The organism is Roseateles sp. P5_D6, from assembly GCF_054049415.1.
In genome coordinates this window covers 96,113-113,120 of record NZ_JBFUMK010000008.1, presented here as the reverse complement: position 1 = coordinate 113,120, position 17,008 = coordinate 96,113, and the positions used below count along the sequence as shown (strand labels likewise).

The window sequence follows — 17,008 nt, the reverse complement described above, 5'->3', positions numbered from 1 at the left end:
TCAGGCCCGCAGCAGTTCGTTGATGCTGGTCTTGGAGCGCGTTTGCGCGTCGACCCGCTTGACGATGATGGCCGCGTACAGCGAGTAGCGGCCGCCATCCTTGGGCAGGCTGCCCGAGATGACGACGGAGCCGGCCGGGATGCGGCCGTAGCTGACGGTGTCGGTGGCGCGGTCGTAGATCGGCGTGCTTTGGCCGATGTAGACGCCCATCGAGATCACCGAGTTCTCCTCGACGATGACGCCTTCGACGACCTCGGAGCGGGCACCGATGAAGCAGTTGTCCTCGATGATGGTCGGGTTGGCCTGCAGCGGCTCCAGCACGCCGCCGATGCCGACGCCGCCGCTCAGGTGCACGTTCTTGCCGATCTGCGCACAGGAGCCGACGGTGGCCCAGGTATCGACCATGGCGCCTTCATCCACGTAGGCGCCGATGTTCACGTAGCTGGGCATCAGCACGACATTCTTTGCCTGGAAACTGCCGCGGCGCGCGACGGCCGGGGGCACGATGCGCACGCCGCTGGCGCGCAGCTGCTCGTCGCTCCAGCCCGCGTACTTGGTGGGCACCTTGTCGAAGAAGGTCAACTCCTTGTCGCCCATGATGCGGTTGTCGTTCAGCCGGAAGGACAGCAGGACCGCCTTCTTGACCCACTGGTGCACCGTCCACTGGCCGACGCTTTCGCGGGTGGCCACGCGCAGGCGGCCGGCGTCCATCTCGGCGATGACGTGCTCGACGGCCTGGCGCAACTCGGGCGCGTTGGTGGGATCCAGCGCCGCGCGGTTGTCCCAGGCGAGGTCGATCAGGCTTTGCAGTTCAGCGGTGTTCATGGGAGAGATTTCGTGAAGGAGACGATGCGGCGGGCGGCTTCGAGGCATTCGGCCTCGTCGGCCACGAGAGCCAGGCGGATGCGCCCGGCGCCAGGGTTGCTGCCATTGGCTTCGCGCGCCAGCAGGCTGCCCGGCAGGACGGCGAGATTGTATTGAGCGAGCAGCTCCTGGGCGAAGCGCACGTCGTTACCGCCTGGAACAGCCGCCCAGAGGTAGAAGCCGGCGTCGGGCAGGGCCACGTCCAGAACGTCAGCCAGCAGGGGCGTGACTTCGGCGAACTTGTGGCGGTAGCGGGCCCGGTTTTCGACCACATGGGCCTCGTCGCCCCAGGCCGCGATGCTGGCCGCCTGCACGATGGGGCTCATGGCGCTGCCGTGATAGGTGCGGTAGAGCAGGAACTTCTTCAGCAGGGCCGCGTCGCCGGCCACGAAACCCGAGCGCAGGCCCGGTACGTTGGAGCGCTTGGACAGGGACGTGAAGGCGATCAGGTTGCGGAAGTCGGGGCGGCCCAGCCTGGCAGCGGCCTCAAGGCCTCCCAGGGGCGCCTCGTCACGGAAATAGATCTCCGAATAGCACTCGTCCGACGCGATGACGAAGCCGTGGCGATCGCTCAATTCGAACAGGGCCTGCCATTCCGACAGCGGCATCACCGCGCCGCTCGGGTTGCCCGGCGAGCAGACATAGAGCAGCTGGGTGCGCGCCCAGGTCGCGTCATCGATCTGGCGCCAGTCGACGGCGAAGTTGCGCGTCGGATCGGAATTGGCGTAGGCCACCTCGGCACCGGCCAGCAACGCGGCCCCTTCGTAGATTTGATAGAAGGGATTGGGGCAGACGACGGTGGCGCCGGGTCGGCTCGAGTCGACGACGGTCTGGGCGATGGCAAACAGCGCCTCGCGGGAGCCATTGACGGGCAGAACCTGCGTGGCCGGGTCCAGCGTCAAACCGTAGCGACGCGCGATCCAGCCAACGATGGCCTCGCGCAGGGCCGGCGTGCCGGCAGTGGCCGGGTAGCCCGCCAGGCTCTTCATCGAGTTGCTGATGGCCTCCGCGATCAGGGCCGGTGCGGCATGGCGCGGTTCGCCGATGCCCAGCGAGATGGGCGCGAGGTCGGGATTGGGCGTGATGCCGGCGGTCAGCTCGCGCAGGCGCTCGAAAGGATAGGGGTGCAGCCGGTCGAGCCGCGGATTGACGGGAAAACTCATGCAGGCATGATAGGGCGCGGCCCGTGATCTGCAGCCTGGGGAGGCATGTGACGAAACGCTGTTGGCTGATCTGCGCGCTGCTTGCCGCAAATGGCGCAGCCCTGGGCCAGGCAGCCTGCCAGAAGGTCGTCGTGACGGCCGATCCCGAGTACCCGCCCTATGCCTGGTATGACGGCCAGACGCTGCGGGGCGCCAGCGTCGATGTGGTGCTGGCCGTGCTGCAAGCGATCAAGCTGCCCTATGAACTGCGCTATGTCGGGCCGTTCGTGCGCGTGCTGCAGAACGCGCGCGTCGGCGAGGTGGATATCGTCACCGAACTCAAGCGCAATGCCGAGCGCGAGCAATACCTGGCCTTCGCCGACACGCCCATCTTCACCAACCCTTCGTCGGTGTTTGTGCGAGCCGGGCAAAACCTGAAGTTCACCAAACGCGAAGACCTGCGCGGGTTGCGCGGCGGCGTCACGCATGGCACGCGGTTCGGTGACGGGCTGGACGAGTACATCGAGGCCAATCTCAATGTCGAGGCAGGGCCGGGCATCAAGGAGAACTTCCTGAAGCTCGACGCCGGCCGCATCGACTACTTCATTTCGCCACATTACCCGGCACTGTCCCATCTGATCACCAGCGGCAACGAGGGCAAGTACGTTGCGCTCAAGCCCTATGCGGCTGAGGCGCTGAACTATGTGGGCTGGTCACGCCGAAGCGCCTGCCTGGGGCGGCTGCAGGAGTTCGATGCCATGCTCAAGCGCTATCTGTCCACCTTGAACGCCGGCCGCATCGTCGATGACAACCAGGACGCGTGGCGGCGCAACCCCATCATGAAACGCTGATCAGCCTAGCATCCCCGACTCAAACCCATGGGCCGGCAGGTCCACGCGCTGCGCGGGCGTCCAGCCGGGCTTGCGGTGCTCGGCCACCACGTTGGTGTAGATGCCGCCGCGCACATACCACTTGGCCGTGATGCGGATGAAACGCGGGTCGGTGACCTTGATGATGTCGTCGAGGATGGTGTTGGTGACCTTCTCGTGGAAGGCGCCCTCGTTGCGGTAGCTCCAGAAGTACATCTTCAGGCTCTTGAGCTCCACGCAGAGTTCGTCCGCAATCATGTCGATCGTGAAGTGGGCGAAATCGGGCTGGCCGGTCAGCGGGCAATGGCAGGTGAACTCGGGCACCTGGAACTGGATGACGTAGTCGCGTTCCGGGTTCGGATTCGGAAAGACCAGGATGTCCTTGCTGGGCTTGGTGGGCGGGTTCTTGGGCACCTCGCGCATCTTGGGTTTCTTCTTGGCGGCGGGGGCGGAGGCGGACTTCTTGGTAGCCATGATGCAGGGTCAATCAGAGAGGGTGCGAATGCTATCATCCGACCCCGTTGAAGCGCCCCTGAAAGGCGCTTTTCTTTAGCCAAATCAAGGGCTTACGCGCAAGCTTCATGCGGCTGAACTCGATCAAGCTGGCCGGCTTCAAATCCTTTGCTGAACCCACGACCTTCCAGTTGCCCGGGCAACTTGTCGGCGTCGTCGGGCCCAATGGCTGCGGCAAGTCCAACATCATGGACGCGGTGCGCTGGGTGCTCGGAGAGAGCAAGGCGAGTGAGTTGCGTGGCGAGTCCATGCAGGACGTCATCTTCAACGGCTCGGGCAACCGCAAGCCCGCGGGGCGCTCCAGCGTGGAGCTGGTGTTCGACAACCAATCCGCCCGCGCCGGCGGCCCGTGGAACCAGTTCACCGAGATCGCCGTCAAGCGCGTGCTGACGCGTGACGGCACCAGCAGCTACTTCATCAACAACCAGCCGGTGCGCCGCCGCGACGTGCAGGACGTCTTCCTGGGCACGGGCCTGGGGCCGCGCGCCTACGCCATCATCGGCCAGGGCACCATCTCGCGCATCATCGAGAGCAAGCCGGAAGAGCTGCGCCTGTTCCTGGAAGAAGCGGCCGGCGTGTCCAAGTACAAGGAACGCCGCCGCGAGACCGAGAACCGGCTCAAGGACACCCGCGAGAACCTGACCCGCGTCGACGACATCCTGCGCGAGCTGAACGCGAATCTGGAGAAGCTGGAACGCCAGGCCGAGGTCGCGGCGAGCTATCGCAGCCTGCAGGACAGCGGCACGCTGAAGCTGCATCAACTGTGGTTCCTGAAGCTGCGCGACGCCGGCAACGAGGCGACGCGCGTCAAGGCGGCACACGCCGAGGCGCTGAATGCGCTGGAGTCGCGCACTGCCGAGCTGCGCGCCGTCGAGGCCACGCTGGAAGAAGTTCGCCAGGCCCACTACGCGGCGGGCGACGAGTTGCACGCGTCACAAGGCCGCTACGCCGAGGCCCAGCTCGAAGTGAGCCGGCTGGAAGAGCGCATCCGCTTTGTCGTCGAGAGCCGCAACCGCGCGCAAGCCCGCCTGACCGAGTTGCACACGCAGGACGGCCAGTGGCGCGAGCGCGTCGAACAGGCCAAGGCCGAGCTGGAAGGCATTGCCGAGCAGATTGCCGGCGCCGACGAACAGAGCGAGATCCTGGCCGCCCAGGCCGAGGAGCAGCAGGCCCAGCTGCCGCAGAGCGAGGACGCCGTGCGTGCCGCCCAGGCCCGAGCCAACGAGCAGCGTGCCCTGGTCGCCCAGGTGCAGCAGCAGATCCAGGTGCTGGCGGCCGAGAGCCGCAGCGTGGACGAGCAGGCGAGGGCGCTGCGCCAGCGCGAGGACAAGCTGACGGCCGAGTCGCGCGCCCTCGGTGCGCCCGATCACGAGGCGCTGGAAGCCCTGCGGGAGCGCAGCGCAGCGGCCGACGAGGCGCGCGATCTGTCCGACGCTCGCCTGCAGGAATTGGCCGAGCAGGTGCCGCAACTCGAAGAGCAGCGCCGCAACGCCCAGCAGGACACCAACGCCCAGCTCGCCCGGCAGTCCGACCTGACCGCTCGGCTCGAAGCGCTAAAGGCCCTGCAGGAGAAGGTGCAGACCGAGGGCAAGCTCAAGCCCTGGCTGGCCAAGCATGGCCTTGATGGCTTGCAAGGCCTGTGGACCAAGCTGCACATCGCCCAGGGTTGGGAGAACGCGCTGGAAGCCGCGCTGCGCGAGCGCATGGGCGCCTTGAGCGTCGGCCGGCTGGACACGGTGCGTGCCTTCGAGGCCGACTCGCCGCCAGCTCGCCTGGCTTTTTATTCGACGCCGAGCGGCTCCATCGCCAACACGCACGAGACGCTGCCCAAGCTCAGCGAGTTGCTGCGCCTGAACGACGCGGGCCTGTCCGCGCTGCTGAATGACTGGCTGGAAGGCGTCTACACCGCGCCGACGCTCGATGACGCGCTGGCCGCGCGCGGCAAGCTGACGCACGGCGAGCTGATCCTGACGCCGGCCGGCCACGCCGTTGGCCAGTTTTCGGTCACCTTCTACGCGCCCGACTCCGAGCAGGCCGGCCTGCTGGCACGCGCCCAGGAGATCGAGCAGCTGACGACGGCCCAGCGCGCCCAGAACCTGATCGCCGACGAGGCTCGCCTGTCGCTGAGCCGCATCGAGCACCAGTTCAACGACGCCAATGGACGGTTGACGACGCTGCGCCGCGAGGCCAGTGAGGCGCAGACCCGCGCCCACCAGATCCACGTCGAGCTGCTGCGCCTCTCCCAACAGGCCGAAGCCAGCCAGCAGCGCCGCAGCGTGCTGGATGCCGAGTTGGCCGAGATCGCCGCCCAGCAGGAAGGCCTGCAGGAGCGCCGCGCCGTCGGCGAGGCCCGCTTCGAGGAACTGGACATCCAGCTCGGCGACGCGCAGCAGCGCCACGCGGAGCTCGAAGACGGCACCATCGCCGCCGAGCGCAAGCTGGCTGATGCGCGCGAGCAATTGCGCGCGCTGGAGCGCCGCTCTCAGGAAGCGCGCTTCGCAACCCAGACGCTGGCTGCCCGCCGCGGCGAGCTGCAGCGTGGCATCGAAACTGCAGAGGCGCAGATCGCCACCGTCGCAACCTCGGCCGCCAGCCTGCAAGGCGAGTTGGACACGCTGAACGACGCCGCGGCGCAAGCCGGGCTGCAGGACGCGCTGGCCGTCAAGGTCGAACGCGAGCAGGCCTTGGCCGCCGTGCGCACCAACTACGACGATCTGAGCTTGCGCCTGCGCAAGGCCGACGAGCAGCGCATGGGTTTCGAGCGCAGCCTGGACCCGCTGCGCGAGGCCATCACCAAGCTGCAGCTCGAGGAGCAGGCCGCCCAGCTCGGCGGTGCGCAGTACCGCGAGCAACTCGAAGCGGCGGCCGTCGACCTGGAAGTGCTGGCCAAGTCCATCGAAGACGGCGTCGTCAAGCTCTACGGCCTGCAGGGCGAGATCGATCGCATCAACCGCGAGATCGCGGCCCTGGGCGCCGTCAACCTCGCCGCACTCGACGAGCTGACCACGGCCCGCGAGCGCAAGACCTTCCTCGACTCGCAGTGCGCCGACCTGAACTCGGCCATCAAGACGCTGGAAGACGCGATCCACAAGATCGACCTGGAGACGCGCGACCTGCTGGGCTCGACCTTCAACCAGGTCAACGACCACTTCGGCCGCATGTTCCCCGAGCTGTTCGGTGGCGGCGAGGCGCGCCTCGTGATGACGGGCGACGAGATCCTGGACGCCGGCGTGCAGGTCCTGGCCCAGCCGCCGGGCAAGAAGAACAGCACCATCCACCTGCTGTCGGGCGGCGAAAAGGCGCTGACGGCCATCGCGCTGGTGTTCGCGATCTTCCAGCTCAACCCGGCGCCCTTCTGCCTGCTGGACGAAGTGGACGCACCGCTGGACGACGCCAACACCGAGCGTTATGCGCGCCTCGTCACCAAGATGAGTGCGGGCACGCAATTCCTCTTCATCTCGCACAACAAGATTGCGATGGAAATGGCTGAACAACTGATTGGCGTGACCATGCAGGAGCAGGGTGTGTCGCGCATCGTGGCCGTCGACATGGACAAAGCCCTGGCGATGGCGGAGGCGGCATGAACGTTTCGTTGACCGAACTTCTGGCCATCACGGGCGGCGTGGTGCTGATCGGTGTCGTGGCCCAGGGCGCCTGGGCCGCCCGCAAGGCGGGGCCGAAGCGCGCCGTGCCGTCGTTGGAGGAGCCGCATTTCGACGCGCCGCCCGTGACGGCGGAGGCGACTGCCGAGGCCGAGGCGCTGGAAGCGACGCTGCCCGCTGTGGCCCGCCCGCTGCGCCGGCCGTCGGCGCGGATCGACGCGCTGATTGACGCCATCGCGACCATCACCGTCGAGGCTCCCATCTCTGGCGAAATGGCCCTGCAGCACCAGCCCGGCAGCCGCCGCGCCGGCACCAAGCCGCTGCAAATCGAAGGTCTGAATGCCGCAACCGGCGACTGGGAACTGCCCGCGCCCGGCCAGCGCTACAGCGAATTCCAGGCCGGGCTGAAGATGGCCAACCGCAGCGGCGCCCTCAACGAGATCGAGTACTCGGAGTTCGTGCAGAAGATCCAGGCCTTTGCCGACGGCGTTGGCGGCTTCGTGCAGTTCCCCGACATGCTGGACGTCGTCGCCCGCGCCCGCGAGCTGGATCAGTTCGCGGCCAGCCATGACGCCCAGCTTGCCCTGCTGCTGCGTGCCAAGGCCGCGGCCTGGACGCCAGGCTTTGTGCAGCAGGCCGCGGGTCGCCACGGCTTCGTCGCCGGTGCGCTGCCGGGCCGCCTCGTCATGCCGTCGGCAGAAGAGGGCGCGCCGCCGGTGCTGACGCTGCAGTTCGATGCCCAGGCTGCGCTGGCTGAAGACCCCGAAGCCCTGTCGCTGCGCGAGCTGACGCTGGCGCTGGACGTGCCGCAGACGTCGGCCGATCAGGAGCCGTTCGCGCTCTGGCAGGAGTCGGCCCGCGCACTGGCCCGCGATCTGGAGGCCGAGGTTTGCGACGACCGTGGCCAGGTGCTGGGCCTGCATGCCTTCGCGTCCATCGACGTTGAGCTGAAGAAACTCTACGAAGCTTTGGCGGAGCGTGATCTGGCCGCCGGCTCGCCTGCCGCACGAAGGCTGTTCAGCTGATCGCGTGACATTGGCCGCGCAAACGCCGCGGTCTGACTGACAGCCCACGGGGCGGCGGGGGGCAAAGCTTCTAAAGTCTGCGCGTTACACGGCCCTTCAAGCCTGATGCGCAGCGGCGGCTTCCTCCAAGTTTTCAGTCCCATCCTTCGTCCAGCCACCCAGTTCTGGCTGGTGGGTTGGCTGTTGCTGCTGTCGCTGCTCGCTGGGCCAAGCCTCGCCGCCCCCACGCTCGCCCAGCAGATCGAAGCCATCGAAGCCAGCCATGGCAGCGAGCCGCCCGAGGTGGTCGCGCGCCTGCGGCCGCTGGAAGCGCAGGCCCGCGCTCTGGGCGGCGACAACCTGCGCGTCTTCCTCGCCGCCTGGGGCTATGCCCACGGCATGATGGACCAGTTCACGGTGGTCGATGCGGCGACGGCCGAGCTCATCGACCTGGGGGAGCGCGAAGGCAACGCCGCGGCCATGGCTTCGGCGCTGGCACTGCGCGCGACCGTCCTGCAACTGTCGGGCCGCCTGAGCGTCGCCTACGACTGGGTGAACGCGTCCCTGCCCTGGGTGGAAAAGACCCAGGACGAGCCTCTGCGTTACTGGGTCTTCATGACAGCGGGCAATCTGAGCCTGGCGACGGGGCATTTGCAGGAAGGCCTGCGCAGCTACGCGGCGGCGAGCCGGTCGGCGCAGGCCCAGTCCAACCCGCGGCGCGGGGCGCAGGCCCATATGGCGCTGGCGCCCATACGCCTGGTCCTGCACGACATCGACGGTGCCCGTGCTGATGCGCAGCAGGCCTTTCGCCTGGCCGAGTCCGCGGGCAGCCTGCCCCTGCAACTGGCGGCCAAGTTGATCGAATCCTTGGCCGAGGAGGAGGGCGGACGCGGCCCGGCGCGCGACCAGGCCCGGGAGCAGGCCCATCGGCTGGCCGCCCAGATCGAGCCCACGCTGGCCGCCAGCGCTGCCGCCGTGAATCCTGCTTCAGGCAGCGCGACCTGGTTCAACACCCAGGCGGAGGTCGTGCAGGAACTGGCCGACCTGCACCTGAGCGCACGCAACTTTGTGGCCGCGCAGCGCTATGCCGAGACTGCGCTGAAGTTGGCCCGACAGGAAGGTGACGAGGACGCTGTGGCCGTGGCCACGATCAGTTCCGGGCTGGCGCGACTCGGCTTGCGCCAGACGGCCCCCGGCGACCAACTGGTGAACGAGGGCCTGGCGTCGCTGGAGAAGCAGGGCCGCAAGGTGCGCCTGCTGGAGCAGTTGAACCGGCATGCCGGCCTGCTGGAAGCCCTGGGCGATGCGGCGGGCGCGCTGCGCCAATCGCGCAAGGCACTGGGGCTGGAGGCCGAGCTGGTGCGCAACGACCGTGTCAGCACGGTGCTGGAACTGCAGCGCCGCTCCAGCTTCGAGCAGAACCAGCGCGCCCTGGAGAGCCTCAAGCATGACAACGAGCTGCAAGCCAGCCAGCTCGAGCGCCACAGCAGCGAAAGGCGGCTGACCCTGGGCCTGGCCCTCGCCCTGCTCATCGTCGTGCTGCTGACGGTGACCCTGTATCGCCGCGCCCGCAAGGCCAACCGCACGCTGCAGGCCCACAACGCCGAGCTGGCTTACGTCGGCCTGCATGACCGCGTGACCGGCCTGCCCAACCGGCGCGCACTGGAGCGGCGGGCCCGGGAGCTCGGCAACGAGAGCTTCATCGGCTTGGGGATAGCCATCAATCGCTTCAGCCGCATCATGGGCAGCCTGGGCCATGCCGCCGGTGACGACTTGCTGTGCCAGGTGGCAGCTCGGCTGAAGTCCGTCGTCGAGGGCGCCGGCGGCCGGCTCTACCGGATGGACGGACTTTCCTTCGGTGCCATCGTGCCCGCACTGGGCGATGACGCCGCCCTGCGCAGCCTGCTGGAGCAGCTGCTGCAGGTGATGCAGCCTGTCTTCGAAGTGCAGCGCCAGCAGCTCGCGGTGACCTTGAGCATCGGTGCCGCTGAATACCCGCGGCACGGCGCGCAGACCTCCGACGTGGCCAAGGCCATCCAGCTCGCCATGCGACAGGCGCAGGGCCAGCCGGGCAACAGCGCGGTGGTTTTCACGGCAGGCCTGCTGGCCGACCAGCAGGACCGGCTGCAACTGGAAGCACGGCTGTCACAGGCCCTGGAGCGCGGTGAACTCGAACTCTTCTACCAGGCGCAGTGCGATCTGCGCACGCGCAGGCTGTCGGGCTTTGAGGCCCTGCTGCGCTGGCGCAGCCCCGACGGCCTGATTGCGCCGGACCGCTTCATTCCGCTGGCCGAGGAATCCGGTCTCATCGTGCCCATTGGCCGCTGGGTGCTGCAGCAGGCCTGCCGCCAGGCCAGGATCTGGCATGACAGCGGGCTGGGCCGGCCCGTGATGGCCATCAACATCTCGCCGCGGCAGTTCCAGCATCCCGAGTTCATGGCCACGGTGCGCGAGGCGCTGGAGAGCAGCGGCATGGACCCGCACTTCATCGAGCTGGAGATCACCGAGGGCGCCATGATGGACGACGCCGAGTCCACCATCACCAAGATGGCCGAGCTGCGTGCGCTGGGCCTGCACCTGGCCATCGATGACTTCGGCACCGGCTATTCGAGCCTGGCCTATCTGAAGCGCTTTCCCATCAACCGCCTGAAGATCGACCGCGCCTTCGTGCGAGACCTCGGCCAGGACGAGGGCGGTGCGGCCATCGTGCAGGCCATGATCCAGCTGTCGCACAGCCTGGGTATGACGGTGGTGGCCGAAGGCGTTGAGGATGCCAGCCAGGAGGCCTGCCTGCGCAACTGGCATTGCGACGTGATGCAGGGCTTTGGCTATGCGCGCCCGCAGCCCGTGCGAGAGGCGACGGCCTTCCTGGAGCGGTGCAGCCGTGAGGGCGGGATCGCGGAATAAACTGAAGCTCCATTCAGACCTCGGACTCGGCGCTTGACCACCAGCCTGCTGCTGATTGCCCTCCTCATCGCCGCCAGCGCCTTCTTCTCGATGGCCGAGCTGTCACTGGCGGCCTCGCGGCGGCTCAACCTGCAGCAGCGCGCCGACTCCGGCGATGCCCGCGCAGCCAAGGTGCTGGCTGTGCAGGAACACCCGGGCGACTACTTCACCGTCGTGCAAATCGGCGTCAACACGGTCGCCATCCTGGCCGGCATCGTTGGCGAGGGTGCGTTCACGCCGCATTTCGAAGCGGCGCTGCGCCTCGTCGTTTCACCCGAACTGGCCGCGACGCTGGGCTTTGCCGCGTCCTTCATCAGCATCACATCGCTCTTCATCGTGCTGGCCGACCTGGTGCCCAAGCGCTTGTCGATGAACGAGCCGGAGCGCGTCGCCATGACGCTGGTAGGCCCCATGCTGGCCCTGTGCCGCGTGCTGAAGCCCCTGGCCTGGTTGTTCAGCGGCATCACCGAGGGCTTGATCCGCGTGCTGGGCCTGCCGGCCAAGCGTGACGAGACCATCAGCTACCGCGACATCCTCGCGCTGACCGAGGCCGGCTACCAGGCCGGCGTCGTCGCGGACGAGGAGCAGCAGGTCATCGCCAACGTGTTCGAGTTGGACACGCGCACCGTCGAGACGGTGATGACGGAGCGCGAGCGCATCGTCTTCTTCTCGCGCGACGACGATGACGTGCTGATCCGCAACCGCATCGCCGACACGCCCCACTCGACTTACGTCGTCTGCGACGGCGACGTCGACCAGGTCGTCGGCTACGTGGACGCAACCGACCTGTTCCAGCGTGTGCTGCGCGACGAGAAACTGTCGCTGCGCGAGGACGGCGGCGTGCTGGTCAAGAAAGTGCTCATCGTGCCCGACAGGCTGACGCTGTCCGAGATGCTGACCCAGTTCCGCGACGCGCATGAGGACTTCGCCGTCGTCGTCAACGAGTACAGCCGCGTGGTGGGCGTCATCACGCTGAACGACGTGATGAATACGGTGATGGGCAGTCTCGTCGCGCCGCACGACGAGGAGCAGATCGTGCGCCGCGAGGACGGTTCCTTCCTGGCCGACGGCATCACGCCCATCCCGGATGTCGAGCGGTCGCTCGGCATCGAGGGCTGGCCGCATGCCGGCACCTACGACACCTTGGCCGGCTTCCTGATGGTCATGCTGCGCCGCATTCCGCGGCGCACCGATGTCGTCGAGTGGGAAGGCTGGCGCTTCGAGGTGGTTGACGTGGACAGCTACCGCGTGGACCAGGTCATGATCACCCGACGTAGCGCATGAAGCTACTGCGCGGGCACATCTGGGGCCTGTGCTGCGCGCCGTACGGGTGTACGGCTGTGCTGCTCGACCCCACCTGAGCCCGCTCGCGACGCTTCCTGCGCCACGTCGGAGCGTCGTCTCTCAAGGTTTGAAGTTGCCGTCGCTGCGAGCCTGCGAACCGCTGGCGCAGCTCGTGAACTCGCGGTTGCCGCTGCCGGTGGCTTGATTGCTTTCCCAGACGGCCGACGAGCCGTTCCACTTCACATACTTGTATTGAATCGCCGTGCCGGCGGGCAGGCTGACGGTGCCCGTCCACGGCACGTTGGCGCCTGAGCCCTGGATGGTCAGCGCGAAGCCCGAGCCCGGTGCCCAGGCACCGAGGCCGCTGACGTTGCCGACGACGCGCAGGTTTTCGCCCATCACCGTGTTGGCGTTGGCGATCGTGAAGGTCACGGCACAGCTGCTGCTGCCGCCGCCGCTGGTCTTCTGCCCGGTGTAGATGGCCACGGCCGGCGTGGGGCTGCCGCTGTTGGCCGGCACCGTGATGCTGGCGTTGCCGCTGGCATCCACCGTGATCGAGTCGGCCGTGCAGCCAGTACCGGCGGCGTTCTTCGTGCCGTTGATGACGTTGCAGTAGGTGCCTGCGGAGAGACCCGTGGCAAACGTGCGCGTCCAGGCACTGCCGCTGTTGTTCAGCGCGACGAAGCCGACATTGCCGCGGCTGAAGGCGACCTGGTTGCCGTTGTTGCCGACGATCCAGTTCTGCTGCGCCTGGCCGAGGCTGGCATTGCGGAAGGCCACCATGTTCGCCAGCGGCGTCCAGCGGTGGGCGAAGTCCCAGACGACGTTGATCTGTGGCGCGCCGCCGCTATAGGGGCTGGCGCTGGGGCGGTCGGCACCGGTGTCGGTGAACTTGAAGCCCGAATAGAGCTGGGCCTCGCCATAGCCCTGGGCCAGCATGAAGACGTGCGCCAGCGTGTAGCGCTGCCCGGTCGCATCGGCGCCGCCGTTGTTGTTGATGTTCAGCGAGCCGCCGTTGCGCTCGGTGTCCCAGTTGGTGATGAAGACGGTTGCGTTCTGCGGCTGGATGAAGCCCCAGCTGCCGCCCCAGTTGCCCCAGGTGCCCATGACGCTCGGGATGCTCGCGAGGTTCAGGCCGTTGTTGTTGCGGAAGACATCGCGCATGGCCGACGTGAACTGGAACTCGTTGAGCGTGCCTACGGGGAAGTAGCTCGGCCGGTCCACCTCGCCGTCGTTGATGATCTCCTGCGTGACCCAGATCGGCTCGCCCTGCAGCGTCGTCGGGTAGGCGGCCTTCACGGCGTTCATGATCGACGTCCAGGCGCCGGCCGGCATGTGCTTGGACGCATCGATGCGAAAGCCGTCCACGCCAATGGCCAGCAGGGCCTTCAGGTAGTTGACGATCTGGCCCTGCACATAGCTGCTTTCGGTAGACAGGTCAGGCAGGCCGCCGAGGCGGCAGTTCTGTACCGCCCAGCGGCCCGACGGCGAGTTGTAGTCGCTGTCGGCGATGTTGCAGTTGGCGTGGAAGTCGCTGGCGCTGAAGAAGGGGTAGGCGAGCGTGCCGGCGTTCCAGGTCGAGCCATCGGTGGCCGTGCCGCTGCCGTCGGCCATCTGGTTGACGACGATGTCCGCATAGACGCGCACACCGGCCGTGTGGCAGGTGTTGATCATGGTCTGTAGCTGCCCGGGCGTGCCCATGCGGCTGGTCAGGTTGGTGTAGTTGACGGGCTGGTAGACGCCCCACCAGCCATTGGCGTTCTTGGACGCGCCGGGCGGCGAGATCTGCACGCCGCCAAAGCCCTTGGGGCCCAGCCATTGGGTGCATTCGGTGGCGATGTCGGGCCATGACCACTCGAACATCTGGACCGATGTCGAGTTGGGGTTCAGCGCGTGGGCCGGTGAGGCGAGGGCGGCGCTCAGTGCGAGCGCGAACGAGAGAGAAGGGGCGAGTCGGAAGCTCGCGGGCAGCAGCGATGGCATGGGTGTGTCTCCGTCATGTGGTCGACCGCCGCCCTCGTCATGGGGCGGCTGGGTTCGGCCAATCGACTGCTTACCCTGGCCGCCTTTCCCGTTCAGGAAAGTGCTGCGACTCTAGACAGACGGCGGTAATTTAAATGTAGGAAAACTACCAATCAACGAGCAAAATCCCTAGAACATTCGGCGGCGGCGAGGTGACTCAGAGCGATTTCCGACGCGATGCCATCTCTTCTCCAATATTGGAGAGGGACGCTTTGTCCAGATTGGACTGGGCGATGGGGAATGCTTGATCGTCTTCGGCTGCCAAATGGGCCTGATAGAGAGTTGTGTAGTTAAGTAACACGTTGGCATCAAGAGGCGCGGTTCTTCCGCCGGTCCATGCGAGCAGAGGCTCGCGCAACAGCGCCCACAGTCGCCCCATCTCGACGTGGTCGGCGTGCAGTCGATCGGCCAGATCCGTCAGGCCAGCCCTGCGCAGCCGCGGCAGCACATGACGCTCCTCGTCTTCGTGGTGAGCCGGGCCGGCGCGGTCGAAATAGCGCAGCACATCGGCCGCAGCGTCGCGCGCCTGGGCGTCCACGCCATGCTGCTGGACATGTGCATGCAGGCGCTGCAGCAGGTCCAGGCTGCGGCGCACGCGCTCGTGACAGGCGGCCAGCATCTCGAAGGGCTGGTCGAAACCGACGGCGGGGCCGGCGTGCAGGAAATCGACACGGGAGCTCATGCGACGGATTGTCCGACCGCGACAAAATGCCCCCATGACCGCCGCCCCCGCCTCCCGCGCCGCCGATCTGCGCGCCCAGCTGAACCATCACGCCCACCAGTACTACGTGCTCGACGCGCCCGAACTGCCGGACGCCGAGTACGACAAGCTCTTCGCCGAACTGCAGGCCATCGAGGCGGCCCACCCCGAGCTGCTGACGGCGGACTCGCCCACCCAGCGCGTCATCGGCGCCGTGCTGCCGGGGCTGACGCCGGTGCGCCATGTCGTGCCCATGCTGTCGATCACGACCGAGACCGACACGACCGAAGGCGGAGCCATCGCCTTTGACGCCCGCGTACGCCGCGAGTTGGGGCTGAAGGAGGGCGACGCACTGGTCGACTACAACGCCGAACTGAAATTCGACGGCCTGGCCATCAACCTGCGCTTTGAAGCCGGCGTGCTGGTGCAGGCCGCCACGCGCGGCGACGGCGAGACGGGCGAGGACGTCACGCACAACGTGCGCACCATCGGCCAGATCCCGCTGCGCTTGAAAGGTGACGCCCCGCCGGTGCTGGAGGTGCGTGGTGAGGTCTATATGCGACGCGACGCCTTCGAGGCGCTGAACGAGCGCCAGCGCGCCAAGGGCGACAAGACTTTCGTCAACCCGCGCAACACGGCCGCCGGCGCCATCCGCCAGCTCGACTCGCGCCAGGCCCGCGACAAGCCGCTGAGCTTCTACGCCTATGGCATCGGCGACGTGCAGGGCTGGGCGCTGCCGGCGACGCAGTCGGGTCTGCTCGATGCCTTGGCCGACTTCGGCGTGCCCGTCAACAAGCTGCGCACGGTCGCAGCCGGTACGGCGGGCCTGGTCGAATTCCATCAGCGCGTGGCGGCTGCGCGTGACGACCTGCCGTTCGACATTGACGGTGTCGTCTACAAGGTCAATTCCCGCGAGCTGCAGCAGAGGCTCGGCTTCAAGACCCGCGAGCCGCGCTGGGCCGTGGCCCACAAATACCCGGCCCAGGAGCAGGTGACGACGCTGCTGGCCATCGACGTGCAGGTGGGTCGGACAGGGAAGCTGACGCCGGTGGCGCGGCTGGACCCGGTGTTCGTCGGTGGCACGACCGTCAGCAACGCCACGCTGCACAACGTCTTCGAGATGCGCCGCAAGGGCGTGCGCGTCGGCGACAAGGTCATCATCCGCCGCGCCGGCGACGTGATTCCCGAGGTCGTCGGCCGCGTGCCCGGCGAGCGCGCCAGCTACGTCCCCAACTTCCACATGCCGCGCGCCTGCCCCGTCTGCAAAAGCGAGGTCGTGCGCGAGCGCGGCGGCATGGACCACCGCTGCTCGGGCGGCGTGTTCTGCCCGGCCCAGCGCAAGCAGGCCATGCTGCACTTCGCCGGCCGCCGCGCGATGGACATCGAAGGCCTGGGCGACAAGCTGGTCGAGCAACTCGTGGACGCCGGCATCGTGCTGAGCCTGCCCGGCCTCTACAAACTCGGTGTCGCCAAGCTCGCGGCGCTGGACCGCATGGCTGAGAAGAGCGCGCAGAACATCGTTGACGCGCTGGAAAAGAGCAAGACGCCCACGCTCGCGCGCTTCCTGTTTTCGCTCGGCATCCGCCAGGTTGGCGAGACGACGGCCAAGGAGCTGGCGCGGCACTTTGGCACGCTGGACAAGCTGATGAACGCCAGCGTCGAGCAATTGCTCGAAGTGCCTGATGTCGGCCCCATCGTCGCGGCCAGCATCCACACGTTCTTCGCCCAGCCGCACAACCGCGAGGTCGTCGAGCAGCTGCTGGCGGCCGGCGTAAGCCCGAAGGAAAGCGCCGGCGAGGCCGACGACCGGCCGCGGCCGCTGCTGGGCAAGACGCTGGTGCTGACAGGCACGCTGCCAACACTCTCGCGCGACGAGGGCCAGGCCTTGATCGAGGAGGCGGGCGGCAAGGTCAGCGGCTCGGTGTCGAAGAAGACGAATTACGTCATCGCCGGCGAGGAGGCCGGCAGCAAGCTGGAGAAGGCCCGCAGCCTCGGCGTCCCCGTGCTCGACGAGGCCGGCCTGCGGGCCTTGTTGGAGACGGGCGCCTGAGCAGCGCCCGCC

11 protein-coding genes are annotated in these 17,008 nt (G+C 67.5%); 6 read left to right on the top strand and 5 right to left on the bottom strand.

Translation table 11 applies throughout. From position 1 onward, the window contains the following. Positions 1-825 (bottom strand): 2,3,4,5-tetrahydropyridine-2,6-dicarboxylate N-succinyltransferase, encoded by an 825-nt coding sequence (gene dapD, locus ACXJKM_RS12910; protein ID WP_056202156.1) that lies wholly within the window; start codon positions 823-825, stop codon positions 1-3. Next, the gene (gene dapC, locus ACXJKM_RS12905) at positions 822-2,027 is read right to left on the bottom strand and encodes a succinyldiaminopimelate transaminase (protein WP_056202159.1); all 1,206 of its coding nucleotides are present in this window, start codon (positions 2,025-2,027) and stop codon (positions 822-824) included. Before dapC ends, dapD begins: the two co-directional genes overlap by 4 nt. Positions 2,028-2,074: 47 nt before the next feature. On the opposite strand from dapC, the gene ACXJKM_RS12900 reads away from it, so the two are divergent. Further along, positions 2,075-2,857 carry a substrate-binding periplasmic protein gene (locus tag ACXJKM_RS12900; protein WP_056202162.1) on the top strand — a complete coding sequence of 261 codons (783 nt, stop codon included), beginning with the start codon at positions 2,075-2,077 and terminating at the stop codon, positions 2,855-2,857. Here ACXJKM_RS12900 and queF read toward each other — a convergent pair whose 3' ends face one another. Further along, entirely contained in the window at positions 2,858-3,298 is a 441-nt protein-coding gene (gene queF, locus ACXJKM_RS12895) for a preQ(1) synthase (protein WP_056202531.1), read from the bottom strand. Between the two features lie 158 nt (positions 3,299-3,456). On the opposite strand from queF, the gene smc reads away from it, so the two are divergent. The 4 genes from smc (at position 3,457) to ACXJKM_RS12875 (ending at position 12,224) form a co-directional block, all read left to right on the top strand. After that, positions 3,457-6,972, top strand: a complete 3,516-nt coding sequence (gene smc, locus ACXJKM_RS12890; RefSeq protein ID WP_056202165.1) for a chromosome segregation protein SMC — start codon at positions 3,457-3,459, stop codon at positions 6,970-6,972. After that, positions 6,969-8,015 carry a cell division protein FtsZ gene (locus ACXJKM_RS12885; RefSeq protein ID WP_457352760.1) on the top strand — a complete coding sequence of 349 codons (1,047 nt, stop codon included), beginning with the start codon at positions 6,969-6,971 and terminating at the stop codon, positions 8,013-8,015. The genes smc and ACXJKM_RS12885 overlap by 4 nt, the downstream gene beginning before the upstream one ends. Positions 8,016-8,186: 171 nt before the next feature. Further along, on the top strand, positions 8,187-10,901 hold the full coding sequence (locus tag ACXJKM_RS12880) for a putative bifunctional diguanylate cyclase/phosphodiesterase (RefSeq protein ID WP_457352758.1): 2,715 nt from the start codon (positions 8,187-8,189) through the stop codon (positions 10,899-10,901). Positions 10,902-10,934: 33 nt separating this feature from the next. Next, positions 10,935-12,224, top strand: coding sequence for a hemolysin family protein (locus ACXJKM_RS12875; protein ID WP_457352756.1), 1,290 nt, complete (start codon positions 10,935-10,937; stop codon positions 12,222-12,224). Positions 12,225-12,344: 120 nt separating this feature from the next. On the opposite strand, the gene ACXJKM_RS12870 is transcribed toward ACXJKM_RS12875, so the two are convergent. Together ACXJKM_RS12870 and ACXJKM_RS12865 are read right to left on the bottom strand one after the other, a co-directional pair. Beyond that, positions 12,345-14,207, bottom strand: a complete 1,863-nt coding sequence (locus ACXJKM_RS12870) for a carbohydrate-binding module family 20 domain-containing protein (protein ID WP_457352754.1) — start codon at positions 14,205-14,207, stop codon at positions 12,345-12,347. A gap of 196 nt (positions 14,208-14,403) precedes the next feature. Beyond that, a complete protein-coding gene (locus tag ACXJKM_RS12865) occupies positions 14,404-14,928 on the bottom strand; it encodes a hemerythrin domain-containing protein (protein WP_457352752.1) in 525 nt (174 codons plus the stop codon). A 34-nt stretch (positions 14,929-14,962) separates the two neighbouring features. Between ACXJKM_RS12865 and ligA the strand changes: the two genes are divergently transcribed. After that, positions 14,963-16,996, top strand: a complete 2,034-nt coding sequence (gene ligA, locus ACXJKM_RS12860; RefSeq protein WP_457352750.1) for an NAD-dependent DNA ligase LigA — start codon at positions 14,963-14,965, stop codon at positions 16,994-16,996. Positions 16,997-17,008 lie beyond the last annotated feature (12 nt).

Bases quoted from the DNA above. Each gene is read 5' to 3' on its own strand.
- queF (WP_056202531.1), bottom strand. From the start codon at position 3,298: ATGCGCGAGGTGCCCAAGAACCCGCCCACCAAGCCCAGCAAGGACATC.
- ACXJKM_RS12885 (WP_457352760.1), top strand. From the start codon at position 6,969: ATGAACGTTTCGTTGACCGAACTTCTGGCCATCACGGGCGGCGTGGTG.
- dapC (WP_056202159.1), bottom strand. From the start codon at position 2,027: ATGAGTTTTCCCGTCAATCCGCGGCTCGACCGGCTGCACCCCTATCCT.
- ACXJKM_RS12870 (WP_457352754.1), bottom strand. From the start codon at position 14,207: ATGCCATCGCTGCTGCCCGCGAGCTTCCGACTCGCCCCTTCTCTCTCG.
- smc (WP_056202165.1), top strand. From the start codon at position 3,457: ATGCGGCTGAACTCGATCAAGCTGGCCGGCTTCAAATCCTTTGCTGAA.
- dapD (WP_056202156.1), bottom strand. From the start codon at position 825: ATGAACACCGCTGAACTGCAAAGCCTGATCGACCTCGCCTGGGACAAC.
- ligA (WP_457352750.1), top strand. From the start codon at position 14,963: ATGACCGCCGCCCCCGCCTCCCGCGCCGCCGATCTGCGCGCCCAGCTG.
- ACXJKM_RS12865 (WP_457352752.1), bottom strand. From the start codon at position 14,928: ATGAGCTCCCGTGTCGATTTCCTGCACGCCGGCCCCGCCGTCGGTTTC.